The organism is Planktotalea sp. (assembly GCF_965659345.1).
In the GTDB taxonomy this organism is placed as follows: domain Bacteria; phylum Pseudomonadota; class Alphaproteobacteria; order Rhodobacterales; family Rhodobacteraceae; genus Planktotalea.
On the sequence record NZ_CBFHVK010000006.1, the window covers coordinates 41,613 to 62,753 of the forward strand.

Sequence of the window (21,141 nt, forward strand, 5' to 3'; positions counted from 1 at the left end):
AAGGGTAGGCACATGACCAAATCTTCTTCCAACGCGATGTGGGGCGGCCGTTTCGCTGCCGGACCCGATGCGATTATGGAGGCAATTAACGCCTCAATCGGGTTTGACAAGCGAATGGCGCGTCAGGACATCGACGGCTCGCGCGCTCATGCGAGCATGCTCGCTGCACAAGGCATTATCACAGATACCGACGCTGAGACCATTCGGGAAGGCCTGCTCACGGTCTTGTCAGAAATTGAAGCTGGGACCTTTGAATATTCCGCAGCGCTTGAAGACATTCACATGAATGTTGAAGCGCGTTTGAAAGAGATTGTGGGCGAGCCTGCGGGGCGTTTGCATACAGCGCGTTCGCGAAATGATCAGGTCGCGACTGATTTCAAACTTTGGGTGCGCGACCAGCTTGATGCCGCAGAGGGGGCGATACTTTCCTTGATCGAGGGTTTGCTTGGTCAAGCTGAAGCTGGGGCAGACTGGGTGATGCCCGGTTTTACCCATTTGCAGACTGCGCAGCCTGTGACTTGGGGTCATCATATGATGGCCTATGTCGAGATGCTAGGGCGCGATCTGTCTCGTGTGCGAGACGCGCGCGCGCGAATGAATGAAAGTCCTTTGGGGGCCGCTGCGTTGGCTGGAACATCCTTCCCTATTGATCGCGATGCGACTGCGCACGCACTTGGGTTTGATCGTCCTTCTGCGAATTCTTTGGACGCAGTAAGCGATCGGGATTTTGCATTGGAATTCTTAAGCACCGCGTCGATTTGCGCCGTGCACCTAAGCCGTTTGGCTGAGGAGTTGGTGATTTGGTCTTCTGCGCAGTTCCGCTTTGTGACTTTGTCAGATCGTTTTTCGACGGGATCCTCGATTATGCCGCAGAAGAAAAATCCTGATGCTGCGGAACTGATACGTGCCAAGATTGGCCGGATTTTTGGTGCCAATACTGCGCTGATGATTGTGATGAAAGGTCTGCCTTTGGCGTATTCAAAGGACATGCAGGAAGACAAAGAGCAGGTCTTTGATGCGGCGGACAATTGGATGCTGGCACTTGCGGCTATGGACGGAATGGTACGTGATATGAGCGCGAACCGTGACAGTCTTGCCGCCGCTGCGGGATCAGGGTTTTCAACAGCGACTGATTTGGCAGATTGGTGCGTGCGTGCGCTCAACATGCCTTTTCGCGATGCGCATCATGTGACGGGGTCTTTGGTTGCAATGGCTGAAAAGGAAAATTGCGATTTGCCTGATTTAACGCTGGCCCAGATGCAAAGCGTTCACAGTGAAATCACACAAGACGTTTTCAGCGTTTTGACAGTTGATGCGTCGGTCGCGTCACGGACCTCCTTTGGCGGGACGGCACCGGATCAAGTCCGTTACCAAATTGCGCGATGGCGCGAGGTTTTGGCATGATCCGTCTTCTCTCAGGAATCATGGCGCTCTTTTTACTGGTGAGCTGTGGTGCAGATGGGATGCCAAGCAAGCCCACAAAACCGCTAAAAGAGCGTCTTGAAGACAAAGCGGCCGAGGTTGCGGCGAAAGGCGATCAAATCGTGGATGAGTTGGGCGAAGCAGAGTAACGAAAGGAACGCTGAAATGTCAGTTTTACGCATGATTTACTTGGCGCTTGCCGTGTGGGGCGCGATCCATCCGATGTATTATTTCGTGCAGTGGTTTCAAACTGAAGGCTGGAGCATCATGAATATGGTGGATGCATGGCACGCCAATGCTGCGAGTTCTGGACTTGTTTGGGATCTGACGATTGCTGCGATCACGTTAACGATCTGGATTTTGGCAGAGGTTTTCACGCGGCGTAATTGGGGGGCATTGATTGCTATCCCCGCGACGTTTTGCATTGGGGTGAGTTGTGGCTTGCCGCTCTATCTCTTCTTGCGCTCGCGTCCTGTAGTCTAAGCCAGAAGGGGGCCAGCCCCCGCCTCAGCAAGCTGAGACTCCCCCGGAGTTTATCTAGAAAGATGAAGCAGTGTGGTGGTTAAAGATTGAAAGCGAGCGCTTTTGAAGCTACTTCCCCGCGCATGGATCACTTTCTTTATAGAGACGGCGCTTTGTACGCCGAAGATGTGCCGCTGAGCGAGATCGCCGCCAGTGTTGGCACGCCCTTTTATGTCTATTCCACAGCGACGCTGGAGCGTCACTTCAAGCTGTTTGATGATGCGCTAAACGGGATGGAGCACCTTGTGTGTTACGCGATGAAAGCGGCCTCTAATCAAGCGATTTTGAAGACCCTTGCTGCTTTGGGTGCGGGTATGGATGTTGTGTCTGGTGGCGAATATGCGCGCGCGAAAGCTGCGGGTGTGCCTGGCGAGCGCATTGTTTTCTCTGGGATAGGCAAAACGCGCGAAGAAGTGCACACTGCACTGAGCGGTGGCATTCGTCAGTTCAACGTAGAGAGCGAGCCGGAAATGAAGGTCATTTCCGAGATCGCCACGGATTTGGGCTTGGAAGCACCGATTACTATTCGCGTGAATCCCGACGTTGATGCAAAGACCCATGCGAAAATTGCGACTGGAAAATCGGAGAACAAATTCGGTATCCCAATCAGTCGAGCGCGCGAAGTCTATGCTTTGGCGGCATCTTTGCCTGGTCTCAAAGTGATCGGAATCGATGTACATATCGGCAGCCAGCTGACTGATTTAGCACCGTTTGAGGCCGCCTATAATAAAGTTGCGGAGCTGACTGAGCAACTTCGTGCCGATGGTCACGAAATCACCCGTTTGGATCTGGGGGGTGGCCTTGGCATTCCCTACACGCGCTCGAATGAAGCGCCGCCGTCACCAACGGATTACGGAGCGCTGATCAAGAAATGCGTGGGTCATTTGGGCTGTGAGATTGAGATTGAACCTGGGCGCCTGATTGCTGGCAATGCCGGTATGATGGTCAGTGAGGTCATCTATGTGAAATCTGGCGAAGATCGCAAATTTCTTATTATTGACGGGGCGATGAACGATTTGATCCGACCTGCAATGTATGAGGCGTATCACGATATCATTCCAGTGATTGAGCCCGCAGCAGGGGTGTTGCCACAGCCCTACGACATTGTCGGGCCTGTTTGCGAAAGTGGTGATACGTTTGCGAAAGGGCGTGAAATGCCACCGCTCAAAGCGGGTGATCTTGTCGCGTTTCGCTCAGCTGGCGCATATGGCGCTGTGATGTCGTCTGAGTACAATACGCGACCACTTATTCCCGAAGTTTTGGTGAAAGGTGATCAATTTGCTGTCATTCGGGCACGCCCTACCTTTGACGAAATGATAAATCGAGATACCATCCCTGAGTGGCTTTGACGCGCGCCCTGCGCGAAAGAGCAGGGAGCCCTGAATGAGTATTGAACCATCTCAGCATTCCAAAGTGATCGCGCGTTTGCGCGGCCCGCTTTTTATGACGTGGGCCGGAATGATCGCAGAGCGTGCTGCGCGCGCGCTCTGGCCTCTTTGGAGCGTTGTGATTGCTGTGCTTGCCGCGTTGATGCTGGGGTGGCATGAAAGCTTCCCGATCGAAGTGGTGTGGAGCGTTGCCGTCCTGTCGAGCATCGCAGCGCTTTACTTTCTTGTGCGCGGATTCATCAAATTTCGATTGCCAAGTCGAATGGATGCGCTCGCCCGCCTTGATAGCAGTCTCAAAGGACGACCGATCCAAGCTTTGATCGACAGTCAAGCAATTGGTCCTGAAGATGAAGCGTCTGCCGCTGTTTGGCGTGCGCACCAAGCGCGTATGGCTGAGCGTGCTGCGAATGCAAAAGCGGTTCAGCCAAACGTGCGTTTGGCAGCTAAGGACCCATATGCTCTGCGCTTTGTCGCAGCCTTGTTCTTGGGGGTTGCACTTTTGTTTGGCTCGCTTTGGCGGGTCGGCACGGTTACGGATATCGCGCAAGGGACAGCAGATCTGGCGAGCGGTCCCGTGTGGGAAGGTTGGGTAGAGCCGCCCGCATATACGGGTAAGCCGAGCCTTTACTTGAACGATCAAGACGGTCAATTCGTTGTTCCTGAAGGCAGCCGAATTTCCTTACGGCTCTATGGTGAGATTGGTGCTCTTACAGTTGCAGAGACCGTCTCGCAGCGATTGGAAAACACAGGCAGCGCGGCGGACCCTGAACAGAATTTTATCGCGCAGACCAGTGGAACATTAGAAATAGCAGGACCAAACGGGCGTAGTTGGGACATCTCTGTGACGCCCGACAGTGCCCCGGAGGTAGAAGTTACAGCTGCTCCAGAGCGTGGCGCTGATGGAATGATGACCCTGCCTTTTGCAGCGTCCGATGATTACGAAGTGATAGCGGGCAACGCAGAGATAACGCTTGATCTAGCGGCAATCACACGACGCTACGGGTTTGAAGCAGACCCTGAACCGCGCGAGAGCATTGTGCTTGATTTGCCTTTGCCGATTGCGGGCGATCGTAGCGACTTTAGTGAAACGCTATTTGGTGATTTTTCTGAACACCCTTTCGCGAACTTGCCCGTTACTCTTTCGATGGCTGTTCAAGATGCAAAAGGACAAACGTCTGAGCCTTATGATTATCATATGGAGCTACCGGGGCGACGCTTCTTTGATCCAATGGCGAGGGCTTTGGTTGAACAACGCCAGTGGTTACTGTGGTCAAAGACGAACGGTGCACGCACGGCACAAATGTTGCGTGCAATTTCGCATCGTCCTGATGATGTCTTTCGCTCTGAAACCGCTTACCTCAAGTTGCGTGTCATTCTACGTCGGATAGAGACGCAAGTTGCCTATGATGCATTTACACCCGAGACACGTGACGAAGCGGCGCAAGCCCTTTGGGACCTCGCTCTGTTTATTGAAGACGGTGACGTAGAAGATGCTCTAGAGCGGATGCGGCGTGCGCAGGAGCGTTTGTCAGAGGCGATGAAAAATGGCGCAAGCGATGAGGAAATCGCAGAACTGATGGATGAATTGCGCCGCGCAAATGAGAACTACATCAATCAATTGCAACGCGAAGCTGCGCGAAATGGTGAGCCTCAGCAACGTCAACCGGGTGCGCAAGACGACGCGATGCAAATGACGCAGAACGATCTGCAAGAGATGATGGATCGCATTCAAGAGCTGATGGAACAAGGCCGCATGGCCGAAGCCGAACAAGCGCTGCAAGAGCTCCAAGAGATGATGGAGAACATGCAAATCGCGGAGGGCCAGCAGGGACAAGGTCAGCAATCGGAGGGTCAGCAAGCCATGGAAGGTCTTGCAGAGACGTTGCGCGATCAGCAAGGACTGTCAGATCAGGCGTTTCGTGACCTGCAAGAACAGTACAATCCGAATGCGCAAGCGGGTGAGAGCCAAGGAAATGAAGGTCGCAATGGCGGCCAAGGTCGCGGCGAATCCCACGAAGGACAAGGTGGAGAAGGTCAGGGCCAAGGCGAGGGTCAAGCTGGTCAGGGTCAAGAAGGCCAACAAGCTGAAGGGCAAGGTCAAGGGCTTGCACAACGTCAAAATGAGCTGCGCCGCGAAGTAGAGCGCCAACGCGGCTCCCTCCCGGGGGCAGGGTCCGAAGCAGGCGATGCTGCGCGCGATGCCTTGCGACGGGCTGAGGAGGCCATGCGCGGGGCGGGCGACGCGTTAGAGCGTGATGACTTGCCTGAAGCGATAGACCGTCAGGCAGAGGCCATGGATGCGCTTCGCGAAGGCATGCAGAATCTGGGCGAGGCAATGGCAGAGGCCGAAGGCCGTGAGGGTCAGCAAGGCACAGCTGACGGGCGTGAAGGTGGCGAACAACGCGACCCGCTCGGGCGTAGTCCCGGAGCGAATGGTCAGGCTGGCACGGACCAAGGATTGCTACAAGGCGAAGACGTGTACCGACGCGCACGTGAGTTGCTTGATGAAATTCGCAAGCGTAGCGGCGAAAGCCTGCGTCCTGAGGAAGAGCGTGATTACTTGCGTCGCCTTTTGGACAGATTTTAAGGCCTTAGCCTAGAGGTTTTCAGACGCCATCTGATCAAGCCATGCCAAACCTTTGTCGACGGACGTGCCTAGCACGTCGCGCAGGCTTTCGATCCCATTGCTATATTGCGCAATCAGCGGCTCTGCAGCGGGTATCATTTCGCTTATTTTGGGGCCGAAAACATAAGCGCCAATCGATAGCGCTGCCAAAGCGATCATACTAAAGAATCCGCGACGGAAACCGTGCCCTTTGCGGCGAACCTTGGGCGACGTACCCGGCAGATCCGCATCTGTTGCTTCTGCGGGTCTGCGGCGCTCACCGGAGGAGCGCAGCGTTGAGTTGATTTCTTCGATATCAGGGAGCAAATCACGGCGCGAGCCAGCGGTGGCGGTTACGGCGGCAACAGCGACTTCTGCGGGAACAGGTTCTCCGCGCATGCGAGCCATACGTTCGCGTGCTTCGCGAGCGCGGCGTTCACCTTCGTCCTCAGGCTGGCTCTCTAGTCCAAGCTCAGGTTGGCTCTCTAATCCGCCGCCTTGCTCAGCTGCGCGTGCTTGTGCTTCGAACTCTGCCTCTTGGCGTAAGACGTCTGAAACATTTGGATCAAGTTCGCGTTTTTCCAATGTTGGCATTTGCGGCTGTGGTTCTGGCTGCGGCTCTGGTTCAGGTGGCGGCGCGACAGGTTCAACACTTGGCCGATCCACTTCATCTGCCAAGGCCGCGTCATGATCTGGATGCGCTTGAAACCACGTGTTCGAGCAGGCGGAACACTGCACATCACGCCCCTCTGTGGGGATGACTTCCGTTGGAACCTCATATTGAGCTCCGCAATTTGGACAAATCAAACGCATAATACTACCTTGCCTTCTCGGCGCATTCATTAGCCTGACAAAGGCCATCGTTGAGGGTACCTTATGCCTTCCTTAAGATATCGTAAATCCCAATCAAACAAGCAGTGCTGCGCTCATAAATCATCTGCGCAGACAGGTGATTGAAACCAACGGCAAGCTCAGGCACAACAGGTTAATTATTTCGCGCTCCGATATGCGCGCGGAAGTGATGCGTCAGAAAGGTCGAAAGTTGATCGAGTTCGAAAGGGTGGCTCATAGCTACAGCGGCGGAGAGCTTTTCAATGAGGTCTCATTGCGCCTCGCACCGGGGTCGTTTCACTTTTTGACGGGCCCGTCAGGCTCTGGCAAAACGACGTTTTTGAAATTGTGCTACGGCGCTTTGGTGCCTTCATCCGGCGTTGTGCGGATTTTTGAGGAAGACGTACGTCAAATGAGCCGTGATGACATTGCTCTGGCGCGGCGTCGCGTTGGCGTTGTGCATCAAGATTGCCAATTTCTTGACCATCTCACTTTGCGCGAAAACCTTGCATTGCCTTTAACGGTAAGCGGCCATGAAGCGCTTGATGATGACGCAAATCTAAAGGAACTGATGGGGTGGGTTGGCCTTACGTCTCGTGCAGACGCGCTACCGCCGGAATTGTCAGGTGGTGAGCGTCAACGCGCAGCCCTTGCACGCGCTTTGATCATGTCGCCGGATGTCATTTTGGCGGATGAACCGACAGGAAACGTGGACTGGGAAATGTCACAAAGGCTTTTGACATTGCTGATTGAACTCAACCGCATGGGCAAAACGATCATGATCGCGACCCATGATTTGGGCTTGATCCGAGCTGCCAAAAACCACGTGCAAGCGCGCGTGCTGCGCATTTCAGAGCGTCGCTTGCAGCTTGCGGGGGCAGACTTATGAGTGTGCTTCGCTCGGTCATTGATTTCGCGATAGGCGACGCACAGGCTGAAAAAGCCGTGCCGCCGACCGGTTTTACTGTACGGCTTACAGTGTTCAGTGCTGCTGCGATGGCTTTTTTGGTAGTTTTTGCTTTGGCTCTTTCCCTTGCTGCAGGGCGGCTCGCGGATCTTTGGAGTGATGAACTGGCGCGGAGCGCAACTGTGCGTATTTCCGCACCTGCTGAGCAAATGGCGGCACAAACAGAAGCGGCCTTGAACGTCCTACGCACGACTGAAGGCGTTGAATCGGCGCGCGCACTTTCTTTGGATGAGCAACGTGCGTTGCTTGCTCCTTGGTTCGGCCCAGAACTGCCGCTTGATGCATTGCCGTTGCCGCAGATGATCGAAGTGATCGAAACAGTGAAAGGTTTCGATGGGGATGGCTTGCGTTTACGCCTTGCGGGGGAAGTGCCGGGTGCGGTGCTTGACAATCACGGACGTTGGCGCGGCCCGCTTGTATCAGCGGCCAGTTCATTGCGCTTGCTGGGTTGGGTTTCGATCGTCCTGATCGCCCTTGCCACGGGTGCCATGATAACATTGGCGGCCAACGCAGCGCTCGCAGCCAACGCGCAAGTGATCGCAGTGATGCGTCTGGTTGGCGCGCGCGACAGCTATATTGCTCAGGCGTTTATGCGCCGTTTCACCCTTCGCGCACTTGCAGGGGCTGCGGGTGGTACTTTGTTTGGGGCGTTTGCGCTTTTGCTTTTACCGAGCGCCTCTGAAGAAGGTGGCTTTTTGACGGGACTTGGCCTACAGGGCGCGCATTGGTTTTTGCTGATCTTGATACCCATCTTAGCCGCGGTCGTTGCATTCTTTGCGACCCGCCTGGCAGCGCACAATACGCTTAGGAGCCTTACATGAGCGAGAAGAAGAACCCGGTGCAATGGTTACGCTCACTCCTGTTTGTTGGACAGATCTATTTCATGATGCCGATCATCGGGCTTTTGTTCGCGCCGTGGGCATTGTTCTCTAAGCGTGGCGCGCGCGCGTGCTGCAAAAGCTATAGCAGTTGGGTGTTTTGGACGGCCAGTTGGATGGTCGGCTTAAAGGTCGAAGTACGTGGGACACCCCCGACAGAGCCGGGGCTAGTTGCGGCGAAACACCAGAGCTTTCTTGATATCATGATGATTTTTACAGCGATTCCTGCTGGCAAGTTTATTATGAAAAAGCAGATTTTGTGGACGCCCGTGATTGGTCAGTATGCCAAGCTTCTAAACTGTATCGCAGTTGATCGCGGCAAACGTGGCGCGGCTATCGAAAAGATGGTCAAAGACGTGAAAGCGGGATTGCTCGAAGCAGGTCAGTTGATCATTTACAGCCAAGGGACCCGCGTCGCGCCGGGTTCACAGTTGCCCTATAAGGTTGGTACAGGCGTGCTTTATGAGCAGATGGGACAGACTTGTTATCCCGTCGCAACCAATGTGGGTGTTTTTTGGCCAAAGACCGGTATTTATCGCAAGCCCGGTGTCGCGGTTGTTGAATTTTTGGAACCGATTGAAGCGGGCTTGGAACGCAGTGAATTTATGCGCGTTTTGGAAGAACGTGTTGAAACCCGCTCCAATGCTTTGATGCGCGAAGCGGGTTTCGATATTTAAGAGCCCGACGTTTGTCGAAAAATCAATCGTTTTTTAGGCGTGGATTGCACCATCACCACAGGCGAGCGCGGCTTCGCGCACGGCCTCTGAATAGGTGGGATGCGCGTGACAGGTCATGGCGAGATCTTCTGCAGAGGCACCAAATTCCATCGCAACGCAGACCTCATGAATAAGATCACCTGCGCTTGGCCCAATGATATGCGCCCCCAAAATGCGGTCTGTGTCCTTATCCGCTAGGATTTTTACAAAGCCATCTGCGGCAAAGTTCGCTTTTGCACGGCCATTGCCCATGAAGGAAAACTTACCAACTTTATAGTTTACGCCAGCTTCCTTCAGCTCTTGCTCTGTCTTGCCAACATTAGCGACCTCTGGGTGGGTGTAGATCACACCTGGAATAACACCGTAGTTCACATGCCCATGTTTGCCTGCGACTTGCTCAGCGGCGGCCATGCCTTCGTCTTCGGCTTTATGTGCGAGCATTGGACCGTCAATAGCATCGCCAATGGCATAGATCCCTTTGACATTGGTTTGCCAATCGCCGCCCGTTTTAATTTGGCCGCGCTCTGACATGTCAACGCCCAGTGCTTCAAGACCCAGACCGTCGGTAAAGGGGCGGCGCCCTGTTGCCACAAGCACAGTGTCCGCGTCGATCACATGTTCACTGTCGTCTTTGCGCAGTTTATAGGTGACCTTGGCTTTGGTCTTGTTGGTGCTAACGCCTTTAACGGCGGCACCAAGCACGAATTTCAGCCCCTGCTTTTCAAGGATGCGTTTGAAAGATTTTTGCACCTCGGCGTCCATGCCAGGTGTGATTGTGTCGAGGAACTCAACGACGCTCACATCAGCGCCGAGACGTGCATAGACAGAGCCTAGCTCAAGTCCGATGACACCTGCGCCGATTACAACCATCTTCTTTGGAATCTTGCCCAGTTCAAGCGCGCCTGTTGAGCTGACGACGATCTTTTCATCGACTTCGATCCCTGGCAGTGAGGAGGGTTCTGATCCAGATGCGATGATGATGTTTTTCGCGCTATGCGTCTCATCACCGACTTTGACTTTGCCTGCTTCAGGAATGCTGCCCCAGCCTTTGAGCCAGTCGATCTTGTTCTTTTTGAACAGGAATTCGATCCCTTTAGTGTTGCCCTCGATTACCTCGTCTTTGTAGGCGAGCATTTGTGTCCAGTCGACGGACGGCGTTTTGCCTTTGAGCCCCATTTTAGCGAAGTTATGTTCGGCTTCGTGCAGCTGGTGTGACGCGTGCAAGAGCGCTTTGGACGGGATACAGCCAACGTTTAAACATGTGCCGCCGAGCGTATCGCGCCCCTCAACACACGCTGTTTTTAGGCCAAGTTGTGCGCAACGGATCGCACAGACATAGCCGCCGGGACCAGAACCGATGATGATAACGTCATAGTCAGACATGATGGATCCTTTTTGTTTTGGGAGGGGGGCTTTGCCCCCGTCTCGGCGCGCCGAGTCTCCCCCAGAGTTTATTTGGAAAAATGAAGAGTCAAATCAGGGCCGAAATGAGCATGGCAACGGTCGCAGCCAGTCCAATGACCCAGATGAGCGAGCGCCATGGCGCGAGCCCGAAGACGTAGGCGGGGACGTATAGAATACGCGCCCCGAGATATGTGAAGGCGAAGAGCATAGTTTTGCTGTCAGATTGGTCAGTGTATGTGATGACGACGACAGCGATAGTGAAGAGGATGAGGCCTTCAAAGTGGTTGTTCATCGCGCGTTGCAGACGGCCAGCGGTGCCTGTCAGCACAATGGCCTTGTCGCGTGGGCCAGCAGCCTTGTTCACCCCAACTTGCATGATGGAAGCCACCGAATATGCGCAAAACTGCAGGACTTGCAGGAGTGCAGCGAGCGTGAGAGCCATGAGTTCAGGTGTCATGTTTTTGCATTCCTTGCGTTTGGTTTTGACCATTTTCTGATTTGATCAGCTGTGAGAATAGCCTTGCTGCGCGTATTGAACCAGTCTTGGCAGGCGTGTTCGGCTCTTGCGATGTCTGGAAAGGCGCGCAGGCGTTTTATTTCTTCTTGAGTGGCTGCGAGGTGGCGTTGGATCGACGTGTTTCGTTTCGAATTTTGGTTGGCGATCTGATGCCAGCGCGATCCAAGATGGTATTTGTCAGTTGTTTTACCTTGCCCATCACCGCGGTCGTTCTTCATCAAGTAGACGTCACGCGACGGGACTGCGTAATGGTTTATGCAAGCTGCCTTTGGCTTGAGTGCAAGATCAAGCGGGCGATACTTAGAGCGCTTTTGATCATAGAGCCCTTCATCACTCAAGCGTGCGCCAAGAGCGGAGCGTACGTCAGGGACAGGCTTTTTAGTGCCGATTGGCATGTGATCGTTCGCATGGCTAAATTTGCGAAAGCGAAACATGGATTTAAACTTCACGCGCTTTTCAGAAGGGTGATCTTCCGCTTGGGTGAACTGACTTAACACATCGCCGGGCCAAGCGGTGTGATGATTGTCGCCATAAGCCCACCAAGGTAGTGCGATTACGTCGCCGTCGCCGGCGCTGTTGAGTAAATCTGAAACGTTGCCGTCCCCGAGCCCGATGTTGATGAACTCGTCGGCGTCTATATGGGCGAGCCATTCAACGTCGGTTTCCGCAAGATGCGAAAATGCAGTGCGGATACCGCTGTCTTGTGGGGTGCTGTTTGCAGGTACTGTGTGGCGCAAATGCGTGAGTGCCCCGACTGCTTGAAGCGCGTCGAGCAAAATATCAGAACCATCAGTACAATCGTTGGAACAGATCACCACGTCGTCAAAGCCGATGACGCGGTGATATGCGACCCATTCAACGATAAAGAGCCCTTCGTTGCGCATACAAGCGACCACGCATGTTTTCTCAGTAGGGCTCATGTGACAATTGCTTTGCACTCAGGACAGATCAAAATATTCCGATCCTCGGGATCACGTGTGAACGGCGCAATATGATGGAGACGCCGATAGGGCGTCTCTCCGGGTTTGCTATTTGGTCCGACACCGACGACCCATTTCACCTCAGCGCTAAAACTGCAGCTTGGGCAGGTTAGCGTTTTGGGTTGCAGGTAGGCCATCGGGTTGGATCACAGATCCATAAGCAGGCGGCGCGGATCTTCCAGTGCTTCTTTCACACGAACAAGGAAGGTGACCGCGCCTTTGCCATCAACGATACGGTGATCGTAGGACAGGGCGAGATACATCATTGGGCGGATCACGACTTCACCATTGATCGCCATAGGACGATCCTGGATCTTGTGCATGCCAAGGATGCCCGACTGCGGCGGGTTCAAAATAGGCGAAGACATGAGAGAGCCGTATACGCCGCCATTGGAAATGGTGAACGTCCCACCCTGCATTTCTGCCATTGAGAGTTTGCCGTCGCGCGCGCGTTTACCTTTTTCCGAGATCGCTTTTTCGATGTCTGCGAAGGACATGGAATCTGCGTCACGAATGACCGGAACAACAAGACCAGTCGGCGTGCCAGCGGCAATACCCATGTGGACGAAGTTTTTGTAAACCACGTCAGTGCCATCAATTTCGGCATTCACTTCAGGCACTTCACGCAGAGCGTGGCAGCAGGCTTTGGTGAAGAAGGACATGAAGCCAAGCTTCGTGCCGTGTTTCTTTTCGAACAGCTCTTTGTACTCTTTGCGCAGCGCCATCACTTCGGTCATATCGACCTCATTGTAGGTGGTGAGCATTGCTGCTGTGTTCTGGCTTTCTTTCAAGCGTCGCGCAATTGTTTGGCGCAGGCGAGTCATCTTTACGCGTTCTTCGCGCGAAGCATCGTCGGCCGTGACAGGTGCGCGCGGTGCGCTTGCCGGCGCAGCGCTTGGGGCAGGTGCCGCAGCAAGTGCTTTGGCGACGTCCTCTTTCATGATGCGGCCATCGCGGCCTGAGCCGGTCACTGCATCGCGAGACACACCTGCTTGAGCCATTGCTTTCTTTGCGGATGGCGCATCTTCAACGTCTTTGCCGCTGTTGCCACCTGTTTCAGCTGCTGGAGCGGATGGGGCATCACTTGCGCTGGCAACTGCGCCACCAATAACGGCAAGTTTTGCAGAGGCATCGACGGTAGTGCCCTCAGGCGCGACAATTTTTGAGAGAACGCCAGATGCCGGTGCGGGGACTTCGACGGACACCTTATCGGTTTCCAGCTCACACAGCATTTCGTCCTGCGCGACTGTATCGCCGACCTTTTTGAACCAAGTGCTTACTGTCGCTTCTGTCACTGACTCGCCCAAAGTTGGGACCATGACATCTACACTTTCGGTGCTCTCACTTTCCGCCTTGGCCGGTGCTTTGTCTGCTTTGGCAGGAGCGCTTGCTGCACCAGAGCCTTCGACAATCGTTGCCAACAACGCGTCTACACCAACAGTTTCACCCTCTGCGGCGATGATGTCGCCCATGACGCCCGCTGCCGTGGCAGGGACCTCTACTGTGACTTTGTCTGTTTCAAGCTCGCAAAGCATTTCATCTACAGCAATTCTATCGCCGGGCTTTTTGAACCATGTGGCGACAGTTGCCTCTGTGACCGACTCGCCCAGTGTTGGAACGCGAATTTCAGTGCTCATGGGTTACTTCCCTTCCAGTGTCAGCGCTTCGTCAATCAGAGCTGCTTGTTGTTCTTTGTGTATGCTGGCCAAACCTGTCGCAGGAGAGGCGCTTGCCGAGCGACCTGCAAATACAGGTCGCTGATGTTTTGCTTCGATGCGCGATAGCACCCATTCAAGGTTCGGCTCCATAAAGGTCCAGCCACCTTGGTTTTTGGGTTCTTCTTGACACCATACCATATCCGCATTGGTGAAACGGCCCAATTCTTTCACCGCAGAGTTTGCGGGGAAAGGATAGAACTGCTCAAAACGCATGATGTAGACGTCATCGATACCGCGCGCGTCACGTTCTTCCAGCAGATCGTAATAGACCTTGCCAGAGCACATCACGACGCGCTTGATCTTGTCATCCGCAACCAATTTTGTGTCTGAGTTACCATATTGTGCGTCATCCCAGAGAACACGGTGGAAGCTGGAACCTGTTGTGAACTCGTCGGCCTTGCTGACAGCCAGTTTGTGACGCAACAACGACTTGGGCGTCATCAAGACCAGCGGTTTACGGAACGATCTATGTAGCTGTCGGCGCAGGATGTGGAAATAGTTCGCAGGTGTCGTGCAATTTGCAACGATCCAGTTGTCCTGACCACACATTTGCAAAAAGCGCTCTAATCTCGCGGAAGAGTGCTCTGGACCTTGGCCCTCGAAACCGTGAGGCAGCAGAACAACAAGACCCGACATGCGCAACCATTTGGATTCACCAGAACTGATGAACTGATCAAACATAATCTGCGCGCCATTGGCGAAATCGCCAAACTGTGCTTCCCAAAGTGTCAGCGCATTTGGTTCGGCCATCGAGTAGCCGTACTCAAACCCAAGAACCGCATACTCCGAAAGCATCGAGTCGATGACTTCATAGCGGGCCTGACCTTCGCGGATATTGTTCAGCGGGTAATAACGCTCTTCAGTTTCTTGGTTCACCAAGCCCGAGTGACGCTGCGAGAAAGTTCCGCGTGTGCTGTCCTGGCCAGACAAACGCACGGCCATACCTTCTGTAAGAAGCGATCCAAAGGCTAAGGATTCACCAGTTGCCCAATCAAAGCCTTCGCCGCTTTCAAACATCTTGGACTTCGCATCAAGCAAACGGCCAACCGTTTTATGCATTGGAAACCCATCAGGTACGCGTGTCAGCGCGGTTCCAAGCTGCGCAAGTGTCTCTGGTGTGATTGAAGTTTTGCCGCGTTGGTACTTTTTCTCTTTCATACGATCGAGATGGGACCACTTGCCATCAAGCCAGTCGGCCTTGTTCGGTTTGTAGTTTTTGCCAGCTTCAAATTCATCATTAAGATGCGCTTGAAACGCGGTTTTCATATCCTCGATCTCTCCCTCAGGGATGAGACCGTCTTTCACCAAGCGCTCTGTATACAGGCTCAGTGTGGTTTTATGGGTTTTGATCTTTTTATACATGACGGGGTTCGTGAACATCGGTTCATCCCCTTCATTGTGACCAAAGCGGCGGTAGCAAATGATATCGATGACGACATCTTTGTGGAACTTTTGACGGAATTCAGTCGCAACTTTCGCCGCGTGCACAACAGCTTCCGGATCGTCGCCATTCACATGGAAAATTGGTGACTCCACAACCAGCGCATTGTCTGTCGGGTATGGTGAAGAGCGTGAGAAATGCGGTGCGGTGGTGAAGCCGATCTGGTTGTTCACGACGATATGCATGGTACCGCCGGTCTTGTGACCGCGCAGGCCGGAAAGGGCGAAGCACTCTGCCACGACGCCCTGACCCGCAAAGGCCGCATCACCGTGAAGCAGGATTGGCATCACTTTGGTGCGCTCTTCATCGTTGAGCTGGTCCTGCTTCGCGCGAACTTTACCGATCACCACAGGGTTTACTGCTTCAAGGTGCGAGGGGTTCGCCGTCAAAGACAGGTGTACGCTGTTGCCATCAAATTCGCGATCTGAACTCGCTCCGAGGTGATATTTCACATCGCCCGAACCGTCGACGTCTTCTGGCTTGAAGCTACCACCTTGGAATTCGTTGAAAATGGCGCGGTAAGGCTTGCTCATCACATTTGCCAAAACAGACAAACGGCCACGGTGCGGCATGCCGATCACGATATCTTGGACACCCAATGCGCCGCCACGTTTGATGATTTGTTCCATCGCAGGAATCAAGCTTTCGCCGCCATCAAGGCCGAAGCGCTTGGTGCCCATATATTTGACATGAAGAAACTTCTCAAAGCCCTCGGCTTCCACCATCTTGTTCAGGATCGCTTTGCGACCCTCGCGCGAAAACTGGATCTCTTTGCCGAGACCCTCGATGCGCTCTTTGAGCCAACTTGCCTGTTCAGGATCTGAAATATGCATGTATTGCAGCGCAAATGTGCCGCAATAGGTGCGCTTCACGATGTCTACGATCTGACGCATGGAGGCGATTTGCAGTCCCAACACGTTGTCGATGAAAATCGGGCGATCCATGTCCGCTTCGGTGAAGCCATAGGATTTTGCGTCTAGCTCGGGATGTTTGCTGGCTTCGCGCATGCCAAGTGGGTCCAGATCCGCAGCGAGGTGACCACGGATGCGGTAAGCACGGATCAACATAAGCGCACGAATGGAATCTAGAACGGCGCGCTTGATGCTATCGTCACTGACCTCAACACCCGCACTTGCGGCCTTGGCCTTGATCTTGTCGCCCGCGGCCTTGGTCTCCGGCTGCGCTGGCCATTGGCCATCAAGCGCCGCCGTCAGATCGTCATTTGGCATTGGTGGCCAGTCGGCGCGTGCCCAAGAGGGGCCAGCTGCCTCCGCCTTTACGTCAAGGTCGGTGTCGCCAAGCTGAGCAAAGAAGTCCTGCCACGCCGCATCAACCGCGTTCGGGTCATTCGCGTATTGCGCATAGAGCTGTTCAAGATACTCGGCATTGTGGCCTTGCATAAAGCTGGACGCGTGAAACTGATCGTTCGATGATTGGTCGGTCATTCTTGCTCTCCCATCGGGGGCCGTTTCCTGAATGCAGCCCTGAGTAGGGCCAAAACTTTTGTAGGCTTGGGCCAATTGGCCCAAGCGTTTGGTACTTGTTGGTTAACCGATCGCTTCGATCACGGCTTCGCCAAGTGTTGCTGGGCTATCTGCGACAACGATACCAGCAGAGCGCATCGCTTCGATCTTGTCCTCAGCGCCGCCTTTGCCGCCCGCAACAATCGCGCCAGCGTGGCCCATGCGGCGGCCGGGAGGGGCTGTGCGGCCCGCGATGAAACCAGCTGTTGGCTTCCAACGACCCTTCTTCTTTTCATCCGCAAGGAACTGGGCTGCTTCTTCTTCAGCAGAGCCGCCGATTTCACCGATCATGATGATGCTGGTCGTCTCAGGATCAGCCAAGAACATCTCGAGCACGTCGATATGCTCTGTGCCTTTGATGGGGTCGCCGCCAATACCAACAGCAGAGGACTGACCAAGGCCAAGATCTGTTGTCTGCTTAACCGCTTCATAGGTCAGCGTTCCGGAGCGCGAGACAACACCGCAAGAGCCGCGCTTGTGAATATGGCCCGGCATAATGCCAATTTTGCACGCATCTGGCGTGATAACGCCTGGGCAGTTGGGGCCGATCAGGCGGCTTCTGCTACCTTCAAGCGCGCGCTGTACGCGCATCATGTCCAGAACTGGAATGCCCTCTGTGATGCAAACGATCAGCTCCATTTCCGCGTCGATGGCTTCCAGAATGGAATCCGCCGCGAAGGGGGGTGGGACGTAAATCACTGACGCATTGGCTTCTGTCACGTGCTTGGCTTCGTGCACGGAATTGAAAACAGGCAGGTTCAAATGTGTGCTGCCCCCTTTGCCGGGTGTCACGCCGCCAACCATTTTCGTGCCGTACTCGATCGCCTGTTCGGAGTGGAACGTGCCTTGCGAGCCGGTAAGACCCTGACAGATGACTTTTGTGTTTTCGTCTACGAGGACTGCCATTTTCTGGCTCCTTAATCTTTGAGTTCGGAGGGCAAAAGCCGCTCCACTGTCATGAATGTTTCGATGCCGTTGGACCCTTCACGGGTCCCGACGTGGACAACTGCTATGCGGCGGGGGTTGAGCTGGCGCGCAGCGAGCACCTCAGTCCCTGTGGTTGATTGAAAGAAACTTGGGAGCGCGGCTGGGGTAACTATTCCTTGCTCCGTAAGCGCGTCGACAGCGGTTTTTGCGGCTTGAACCGCGTGATCGCCGTCAAAGGCCACTTCGCATCGTCTATCTGTGCCGTCGGTTGCAGCGCGCCCATCTACTGGAGATGGTGCCACGCTGGAAAACGGATCTAGATCGTAAAACTCCCAGCGAACACCATCTATTCCAAGACGTGCCGCCGCCTTATCAGCCGTCAAAAAAGGAGAGAAACAATGGCTCGCAAAACCACGCATCGCTTTGGAGGGCACGGTTGTGCCTGCCGCAGCGACACTTGCAAAGAAGATGCTTGCAAGTGTGATGATGCTTTTTTGAAGCAAAGTGTTTCCCTTCATACCCCGCTTTGGGCGGTTCTTTCGCAGCTGATAGACGCTTAGCCGATAAAGCCGTTGTTGTTCACACCGAACGTTGTGCGAGGAGAGTTGATCATTTCACCGTTTGGTTGGTTTGGATCAAAGGGCAAGTTGGGGTTTTGCGTTTGCGGGCCATTGCGTACCGGCAAGTTCGTCGTGTCACGCGACATGCCGCATGCCGTCAAAGAACCGATAAGTGCGATTGCTACAATAATACGTGTCATAATGTTCTATCCCTTTACAGCTTTGACGATTTTCTGAGCACCGTCTTTAAGATCATCCGCCGCGATAACGTCGACGTCTGAGTTGTTGATGATGGCTTTGCCTTCTTCCACGTTCGTACCCTCTAGTCGCACAACAAGCGGGACCTTCAAGCCGACTTCTTTCACCGCAGCGACAACGCCTTCTGCGATTACATCGCAGCGCATGATACCGCCAAAGATGTTCACGAGAATGCCTTTGACCTGTGGATCCGAGGTGATGATTTTGAATGCCTCTGTCACTTTCTCTTTCGTTGCACCGCCACCAACATCTAGGAAGTTCGCAGGCTCTGCACCGTAGAGTTTGATGATGTCCATCGTTGCCATCGCAAGACCGGCACCGTTGACCATGCAGCCGATCTCACCATCAAGTGCGATGTAGTTGAGGTCATATTTGGACGCTTCAAGCTCTTTGCTGTCTTCTTCTGTTTCATCGCGCAATGCCATGATGTCCGCGTGGCGGTACAAAGCGTTGCCGTCGAAACCAACTTTTGCGTCGAGAACCTTAAGATCGCCGGAACCTTCAAGAACGATCAACGGGTTGATCTCTAGCTGTTCCATATCTTTTTCTACGAAGGCTTGGTAAAGTTGACCCATCAGCTTAACGCACTGTTTCACTTGCGCGCCTTTAAGGCCGAGTTCGAATGCAATGCGGCGACCGTGGAACGCTTGATAACCTGTTGCCGGATCAACCGAAAAGCTGATGATCTTTTCAGGTGTGGATGCGGCCACTTCTTCGATGTCCATGCCACCTTCTGTAGAGCAGACAAAAGAGATGCGGGATGTTTGACGATCAACGAGCAGCGCGAGGTAGAGCTCCGCTTCGATATCAGAACCATCTTCAATATAAATGCGGTTCACTTGTTTGCCCGCAGGACCAGTCTGATGTGTAACCAGTGTACGGCCAAGCATCTTCTTGGCTTCTTCGGCAGCCTCCGTTGCTGAGAAAGCAAGGCGTACACCGCCTTTTTCGCCTGCGTCGGCTTCCTTGAAGGTGCCTTTGCCGCGACCACCTGCGTGGATCTGCGCTTTGACAACCCAAAGCGGGCCGTCCATCTCGCCGGCGGCTGTCTTCGCATCTTCCGCTTTGAGCACAGCGCGGCCATCTGAAACTGGCGCGCCGTAGCTCTTGAGCAGTGCCTTGGCTTGGTATTCGTGGATGTTCATGAGAAACGGTCCCGTCTTGCTTCTATTGCTGCCCTCTATAGTCTGTGTATTAAGGCTAGATTAAACGATAAAATGCGGTGAGTACGATATTTCGCACATTTGTGATCACACGCAAATTTTCTGTGATCACAAAAATTTCATACGAAGAAGGTTTCGCAACGAAACCTATCGGAACGACTCATCGCACATAAAAAAGCCCCAGAGGAAACCTCTGAGGCAATTGTCGTCGTTTGTTGGGAGATCTTATGCGAGTGAAGGATCGATCTCTTTACATGCAGAGACGAGACCTTTGACGGCGTCGACGGATTTATCGAACATCGCCTGCTCATCTTTGTTCATGTTGATGTTGACAACTTTTTCAACGCCGCCGGCACCGATTACGGTCGGCACGCCAACGTAGAAACCATCAAGGCCGTAAGCCCCGTCAACATAGGCCGCACACGGCAAAACGCGCTTTTGATCTTTCAGGAAGGCTTCGGCCATCTCGATCGCGGATGTTGCAGGTGCGTAGAAAGCAGAGCCTGTTTTCAACAAGCCAACAATTTCTGCGCCGCCGTCACGGGTGCGCTGAACGATTGCATCGAGTTTGTCTTGAGTTGTCCAACCCATTTCAACGAGGTCAGGCAAAGGAATGCCCGCAACAGTAGAATAGCGCTCAAGTGGGACCATCGTGTCGCCGTGACCGCCCAAAACAAAGGCAGTGACGTCGCGCATGGAAACACCAAATTCGACTGAAAGGAAGTGACGGAAGCGCGCGCTATCCAGAACACCCGCCATGCCACACACTTTTTCATGTGGTAGGCCAGAGAATTCGCGCAACGCCCAAACCATCGCGTCGAGCGGGTTGGTGATGCAGATGACGAATGCGTTTGGCGCGTGATCGCGGATGCCTTCGCCGACGGATTTCATAACCTTGAGGTTGATGCCAAGCAGGTCATCGCGGCTCATGCCGGGCTTGCGCGGAACGCCAGCTGTCACGATGCAAACGTCTGCACCTGCGATATCCTCATAGGACTGCGTGCCGGACATTGCGGCGTCGAAACCCTCGGAAGGGCCTGATTCTGCGATGTCGAGGGCTTTGCCTTCAGGCGTGCCTTCGGAAATATCGAAGAGGACGATGTCGCCCAACTCTTTCAACGCTGCAAGGTGTGCGAGTGTGCCACCAATTTGTCCTGCACCGATCAGTGCTATCTTAGGTCTGGCCATGGATCTCTCTCCGGTCCGTTAAATTTGGCGCATGGCTAGTGCTTTCTGCGCGCTCGCGCAAGTGTGCTGCGCTGCAGCGTTGAAATTGTGTAGGCTGGAAAGAGCAAGCAATGGCGGCTAAAGCCATAGTAGA

At 54.0% G+C, this 21,141-nt stretch carries 19 protein-coding genes; 8 read left to right on the forward strand and 11 right to left on the reverse strand.

What is annotated here, in order from left to right; genetic code table 11:
• Positions 1–12: 12 nt before the first annotated feature.
• From argH to ACTG3Z_RS06000, 5 genes are all read left to right on the forward strand, one after another.
• A complete protein-coding gene (argH, locus tag ACTG3Z_RS05980) occupies positions 13–1,404 on the forward strand; it encodes an argininosuccinate lyase (protein WP_439141896.1) in 1,392 nt (463 codons plus the stop codon).
• The gene (locus ACTG3Z_RS05985) at positions 1,401–1,571 is read left to right on the forward strand and encodes a hypothetical protein (RefSeq protein ID WP_439141898.1); all 171 of its coding nucleotides are present in this window, start codon (positions 1,401–1,403) and stop codon (positions 1,569–1,571) included. Before argH ends, ACTG3Z_RS05985 begins: the two co-directional genes overlap by 4 nt.
• A 16-nt stretch (positions 1,572–1,587) precedes the next feature.
• Complete coding sequence (locus ACTG3Z_RS05990; RefSeq protein ID WP_439141900.1) at positions 1,588–1,905, forward strand: DUF2834 domain-containing protein; 318 nt, start codon at positions 1,588–1,590, stop codon at positions 1,903–1,905.
• Positions 1,906–2,027: 122 nt separating this feature from the next.
• The gene (gene lysA / locus ACTG3Z_RS05995; protein ID WP_439141901.1) at positions 2,028–3,293 is read left to right on the forward strand and encodes a diaminopimelate decarboxylase; all 1,266 of its coding nucleotides are present in this window, start codon (positions 2,028–2,030) and stop codon (positions 3,291–3,293) included.
• Positions 3,294–3,327: 34 nt separating this feature from the next.
• On the forward strand, positions 3,328–5,919 hold the full coding sequence (locus ACTG3Z_RS06000; RefSeq protein WP_439141903.1) for a TIGR02302 family protein: 2,592 nt from the start codon (positions 3,328–3,330) through the stop codon (positions 5,917–5,919).
• 9 nt (positions 5,920–5,928) lie between these two features.
• Here ACTG3Z_RS06000 and ACTG3Z_RS06005 read toward each other — a convergent pair whose 3' ends face one another.
• Positions 5,929–6,750 (reverse strand): zinc-ribbon domain-containing protein, encoded by an 822-nt coding sequence (locus ACTG3Z_RS06005; protein WP_439141904.1) that lies wholly within the window; start codon positions 6,748–6,750, stop codon positions 5,929–5,931.
• 193 nt (positions 6,751–6,943) lie between these two features.
• On the opposite strand from ACTG3Z_RS06005, the gene ACTG3Z_RS06010 reads away from it, so the two are divergent.
• Genes ACTG3Z_RS06010 through ACTG3Z_RS06020 form a run of 3 tightly spaced genes read left to right on the forward strand, consistent with a single transcriptional unit; the run spans position 6,944 to position 9,290 of the window.
• Positions 6,944–7,657: a cell division ATP-binding protein FtsE gene (locus ACTG3Z_RS06010; RefSeq protein ID WP_439141905.1), complete on the forward strand. Its 714-nt coding sequence runs from the start codon at positions 6,944–6,946 to the stop codon at positions 7,655–7,657.
• Positions 7,654–8,556, forward strand: coding sequence for a cell division protein FtsX (locus ACTG3Z_RS06015; protein ID WP_439141907.1), 903 nt, complete (start codon positions 7,654–7,656; stop codon positions 8,554–8,556). Before ACTG3Z_RS06010 ends, ACTG3Z_RS06015 begins: the two co-directional genes overlap by 4 nt.
• The gene (locus ACTG3Z_RS06020) at positions 8,553–9,290 is read left to right on the forward strand and encodes a lysophospholipid acyltransferase family protein (RefSeq protein WP_439141909.1); all 738 of its coding nucleotides are present in this window, start codon (positions 8,553–8,555) and stop codon (positions 9,288–9,290) included. Before ACTG3Z_RS06015 ends, ACTG3Z_RS06020 begins: the two co-directional genes overlap by 4 nt.
• 33 nt (positions 9,291–9,323) lie before the next feature.
• Here the strand turns inward: ACTG3Z_RS06020 and lpdA are convergent, their stop codons facing one another.
• The 10 genes from lpdA to mdh all read right to left on the reverse strand — a co-directional run bounded on the left by lpdA (position 9,324) and on the right by mdh (position 21,008).
• Entirely contained in the window at positions 9,324–10,712 is a 1,389-nt protein-coding gene (lpdA, locus tag ACTG3Z_RS06025) for a dihydrolipoyl dehydrogenase (protein WP_439141911.1), read from the reverse strand.
• 88 nt (positions 10,713–10,800) lie between these two features.
• Positions 10,801–11,190, reverse strand: coding sequence for an MAPEG family protein (locus ACTG3Z_RS06030; RefSeq protein WP_439141912.1), 390 nt, complete (start codon positions 11,188–11,190; stop codon positions 10,801–10,803).
• Complete coding sequence (locus ACTG3Z_RS06035) at positions 11,187–12,170, reverse strand: glycosyltransferase family 2 protein (RefSeq protein WP_439141914.1); 984 nt, start codon at positions 12,168–12,170, stop codon at positions 11,187–11,189. The genes ACTG3Z_RS06030 and ACTG3Z_RS06035 overlap by 4 nt, the downstream gene beginning before the upstream one ends.
• A 206-nt stretch (positions 12,171–12,376) precedes the next feature.
• Positions 12,377–13,867 carry a 2-oxoglutarate dehydrogenase complex dihydrolipoyllysine-residue succinyltransferase gene (odhB, locus tag ACTG3Z_RS06040; RefSeq protein WP_439141916.1) on the reverse strand — a complete coding sequence of 497 codons (1,491 nt, stop codon included), beginning with the start codon at positions 13,865–13,867 and terminating at the stop codon, positions 12,377–12,379.
• Between the two features lie 3 nt (positions 13,868–13,870).
• A complete protein-coding gene (locus ACTG3Z_RS06045; RefSeq protein ID WP_439141918.1) occupies positions 13,871–16,834 on the reverse strand; it encodes a 2-oxoglutarate dehydrogenase E1 component in 2,964 nt (987 codons plus the stop codon).
• Between the two features lie 102 nt (positions 16,835–16,936).
• Entirely contained in the window at positions 16,937–17,818 is an 882-nt protein-coding gene (gene sucD / locus ACTG3Z_RS06050) for a succinate--CoA ligase subunit alpha (RefSeq protein ID WP_375264309.1), read from the reverse strand.
• A gap of 11 nt (positions 17,819–17,829) precedes the next feature.
• Positions 17,830–18,342: a succinyl-CoA synthetase subunit beta gene (locus ACTG3Z_RS06055; RefSeq protein ID WP_439141919.1), complete on the reverse strand. Its 513-nt coding sequence runs from the start codon at positions 18,340–18,342 to the stop codon at positions 17,830–17,832.
• Between the two features lie 53 nt (positions 18,343–18,395).
• Positions 18,396–18,599, reverse strand: a complete 204-nt coding sequence (locus ACTG3Z_RS06060; RefSeq protein ID WP_439141920.1) for a hypothetical protein — start codon at positions 18,597–18,599, stop codon at positions 18,396–18,398.
• A 6-nt stretch (positions 18,600–18,605) separates the two neighbouring features.
• The gene (gene sucC / locus ACTG3Z_RS06065) at positions 18,606–19,802 is read right to left on the reverse strand and encodes an ADP-forming succinate--CoA ligase subunit beta (protein ID WP_439141922.1); all 1,197 of its coding nucleotides are present in this window, start codon (positions 19,800–19,802) and stop codon (positions 18,606–18,608) included.
• Positions 19,803–20,045: 243 nt separating this feature from the next.
• The gene (mdh, locus tag ACTG3Z_RS06070; protein WP_439141924.1) at positions 20,046–21,008 is read right to left on the reverse strand and encodes a malate dehydrogenase; all 963 of its coding nucleotides are present in this window, start codon (positions 21,006–21,008) and stop codon (positions 20,046–20,048) included.
• Positions 21,009–21,141 lie beyond the last annotated feature (133 nt).

Coding starts and splice junctions, on each gene's coding strand:
- argH (WP_439141896.1), top strand. CDS start 13: ATGACCAAATCTTCTTCCAACGCGATGTGGGGCGGCCGTTTCGCTGCC.
- mdh (WP_439141924.1), bottom strand. CDS start 21,008: ATGGCCAGACCTAAGATAGCACTGATCGGTGCAGGACAAATTGGTGGC.
- odhB (WP_439141916.1), bottom strand. CDS start 13,867: ATGAGCACTGAAATTCGCGTTCCAACACTGGGCGAGTCGGTCACAGAG.
- sucD (WP_375264309.1), bottom strand. CDS start 17,818: ATGGCAGTCCTCGTAGACGAAAACACAAAAGTCATCTGTCAGGGTCTT.
- ACTG3Z_RS05985 (WP_439141898.1), top strand. CDS start 1,401: ATGATCCGTCTTCTCTCAGGAATCATGGCGCTCTTTTTACTGGTGAGC.
- ACTG3Z_RS06020 (WP_439141909.1), top strand. CDS start 8,553: ATGAGCGAGAAGAAGAACCCGGTGCAATGGTTACGCTCACTCCTGTTT.
- ACTG3Z_RS06000 (WP_439141903.1), top strand. CDS start 3,328: ATGAGTATTGAACCATCTCAGCATTCCAAAGTGATCGCGCGTTTGCGC.
- ACTG3Z_RS06015 (WP_439141907.1), top strand. CDS start 7,654: ATGAGTGTGCTTCGCTCGGTCATTGATTTCGCGATAGGCGACGCACAG.
- ACTG3Z_RS06010 (WP_439141905.1), top strand. CDS start 6,944: ATGCGCGCGGAAGTGATGCGTCAGAAAGGTCGAAAGTTGATCGAGTTC.
- lpdA (WP_439141911.1), bottom strand. CDS start 10,712: ATGTCTGACTATGACGTTATCATCATCGGTTCTGGTCCCGGCGGCTAT.
- ACTG3Z_RS05990 (WP_439141900.1), top strand. CDS start 1,588: ATGTCAGTTTTACGCATGATTTACTTGGCGCTTGCCGTGTGGGGCGCG.
- ACTG3Z_RS06030 (WP_439141912.1), bottom strand. CDS start 11,190: ATGACACCTGAACTCATGGCTCTCACGCTCGCTGCACTCCTGCAAGTC.
- ACTG3Z_RS06005 (WP_439141904.1), bottom strand. CDS start 6,750: ATGCGTTTGATTTGTCCAAATTGCGGAGCTCAATATGAGGTTCCAACG.
- ACTG3Z_RS06035 (WP_439141914.1), bottom strand. CDS start 12,170: ATGAGCCCTACTGAGAAAACATGCGTGGTCGCTTGTATGCGCAACGAA.
- ACTG3Z_RS06045 (WP_439141918.1), bottom strand. CDS start 16,834: ATGACCGACCAATCATCGAACGATCAGTTTCACGCGTCCAGCTTTATG.
- sucC (WP_439141922.1), bottom strand. CDS start 19,802: ATGAACATCCACGAATACCAAGCCAAGGCACTGCTCAAGAGCTACGGC.
- lysA (WP_439141901.1), top strand. CDS start 2,028: ATGGATCACTTTCTTTATAGAGACGGCGCTTTGTACGCCGAAGATGTG.
- ACTG3Z_RS06060 (WP_439141920.1), bottom strand. CDS start 18,599: ATGACACGTATTATTGTAGCAATCGCACTTATCGGTTCTTTGACGGCA.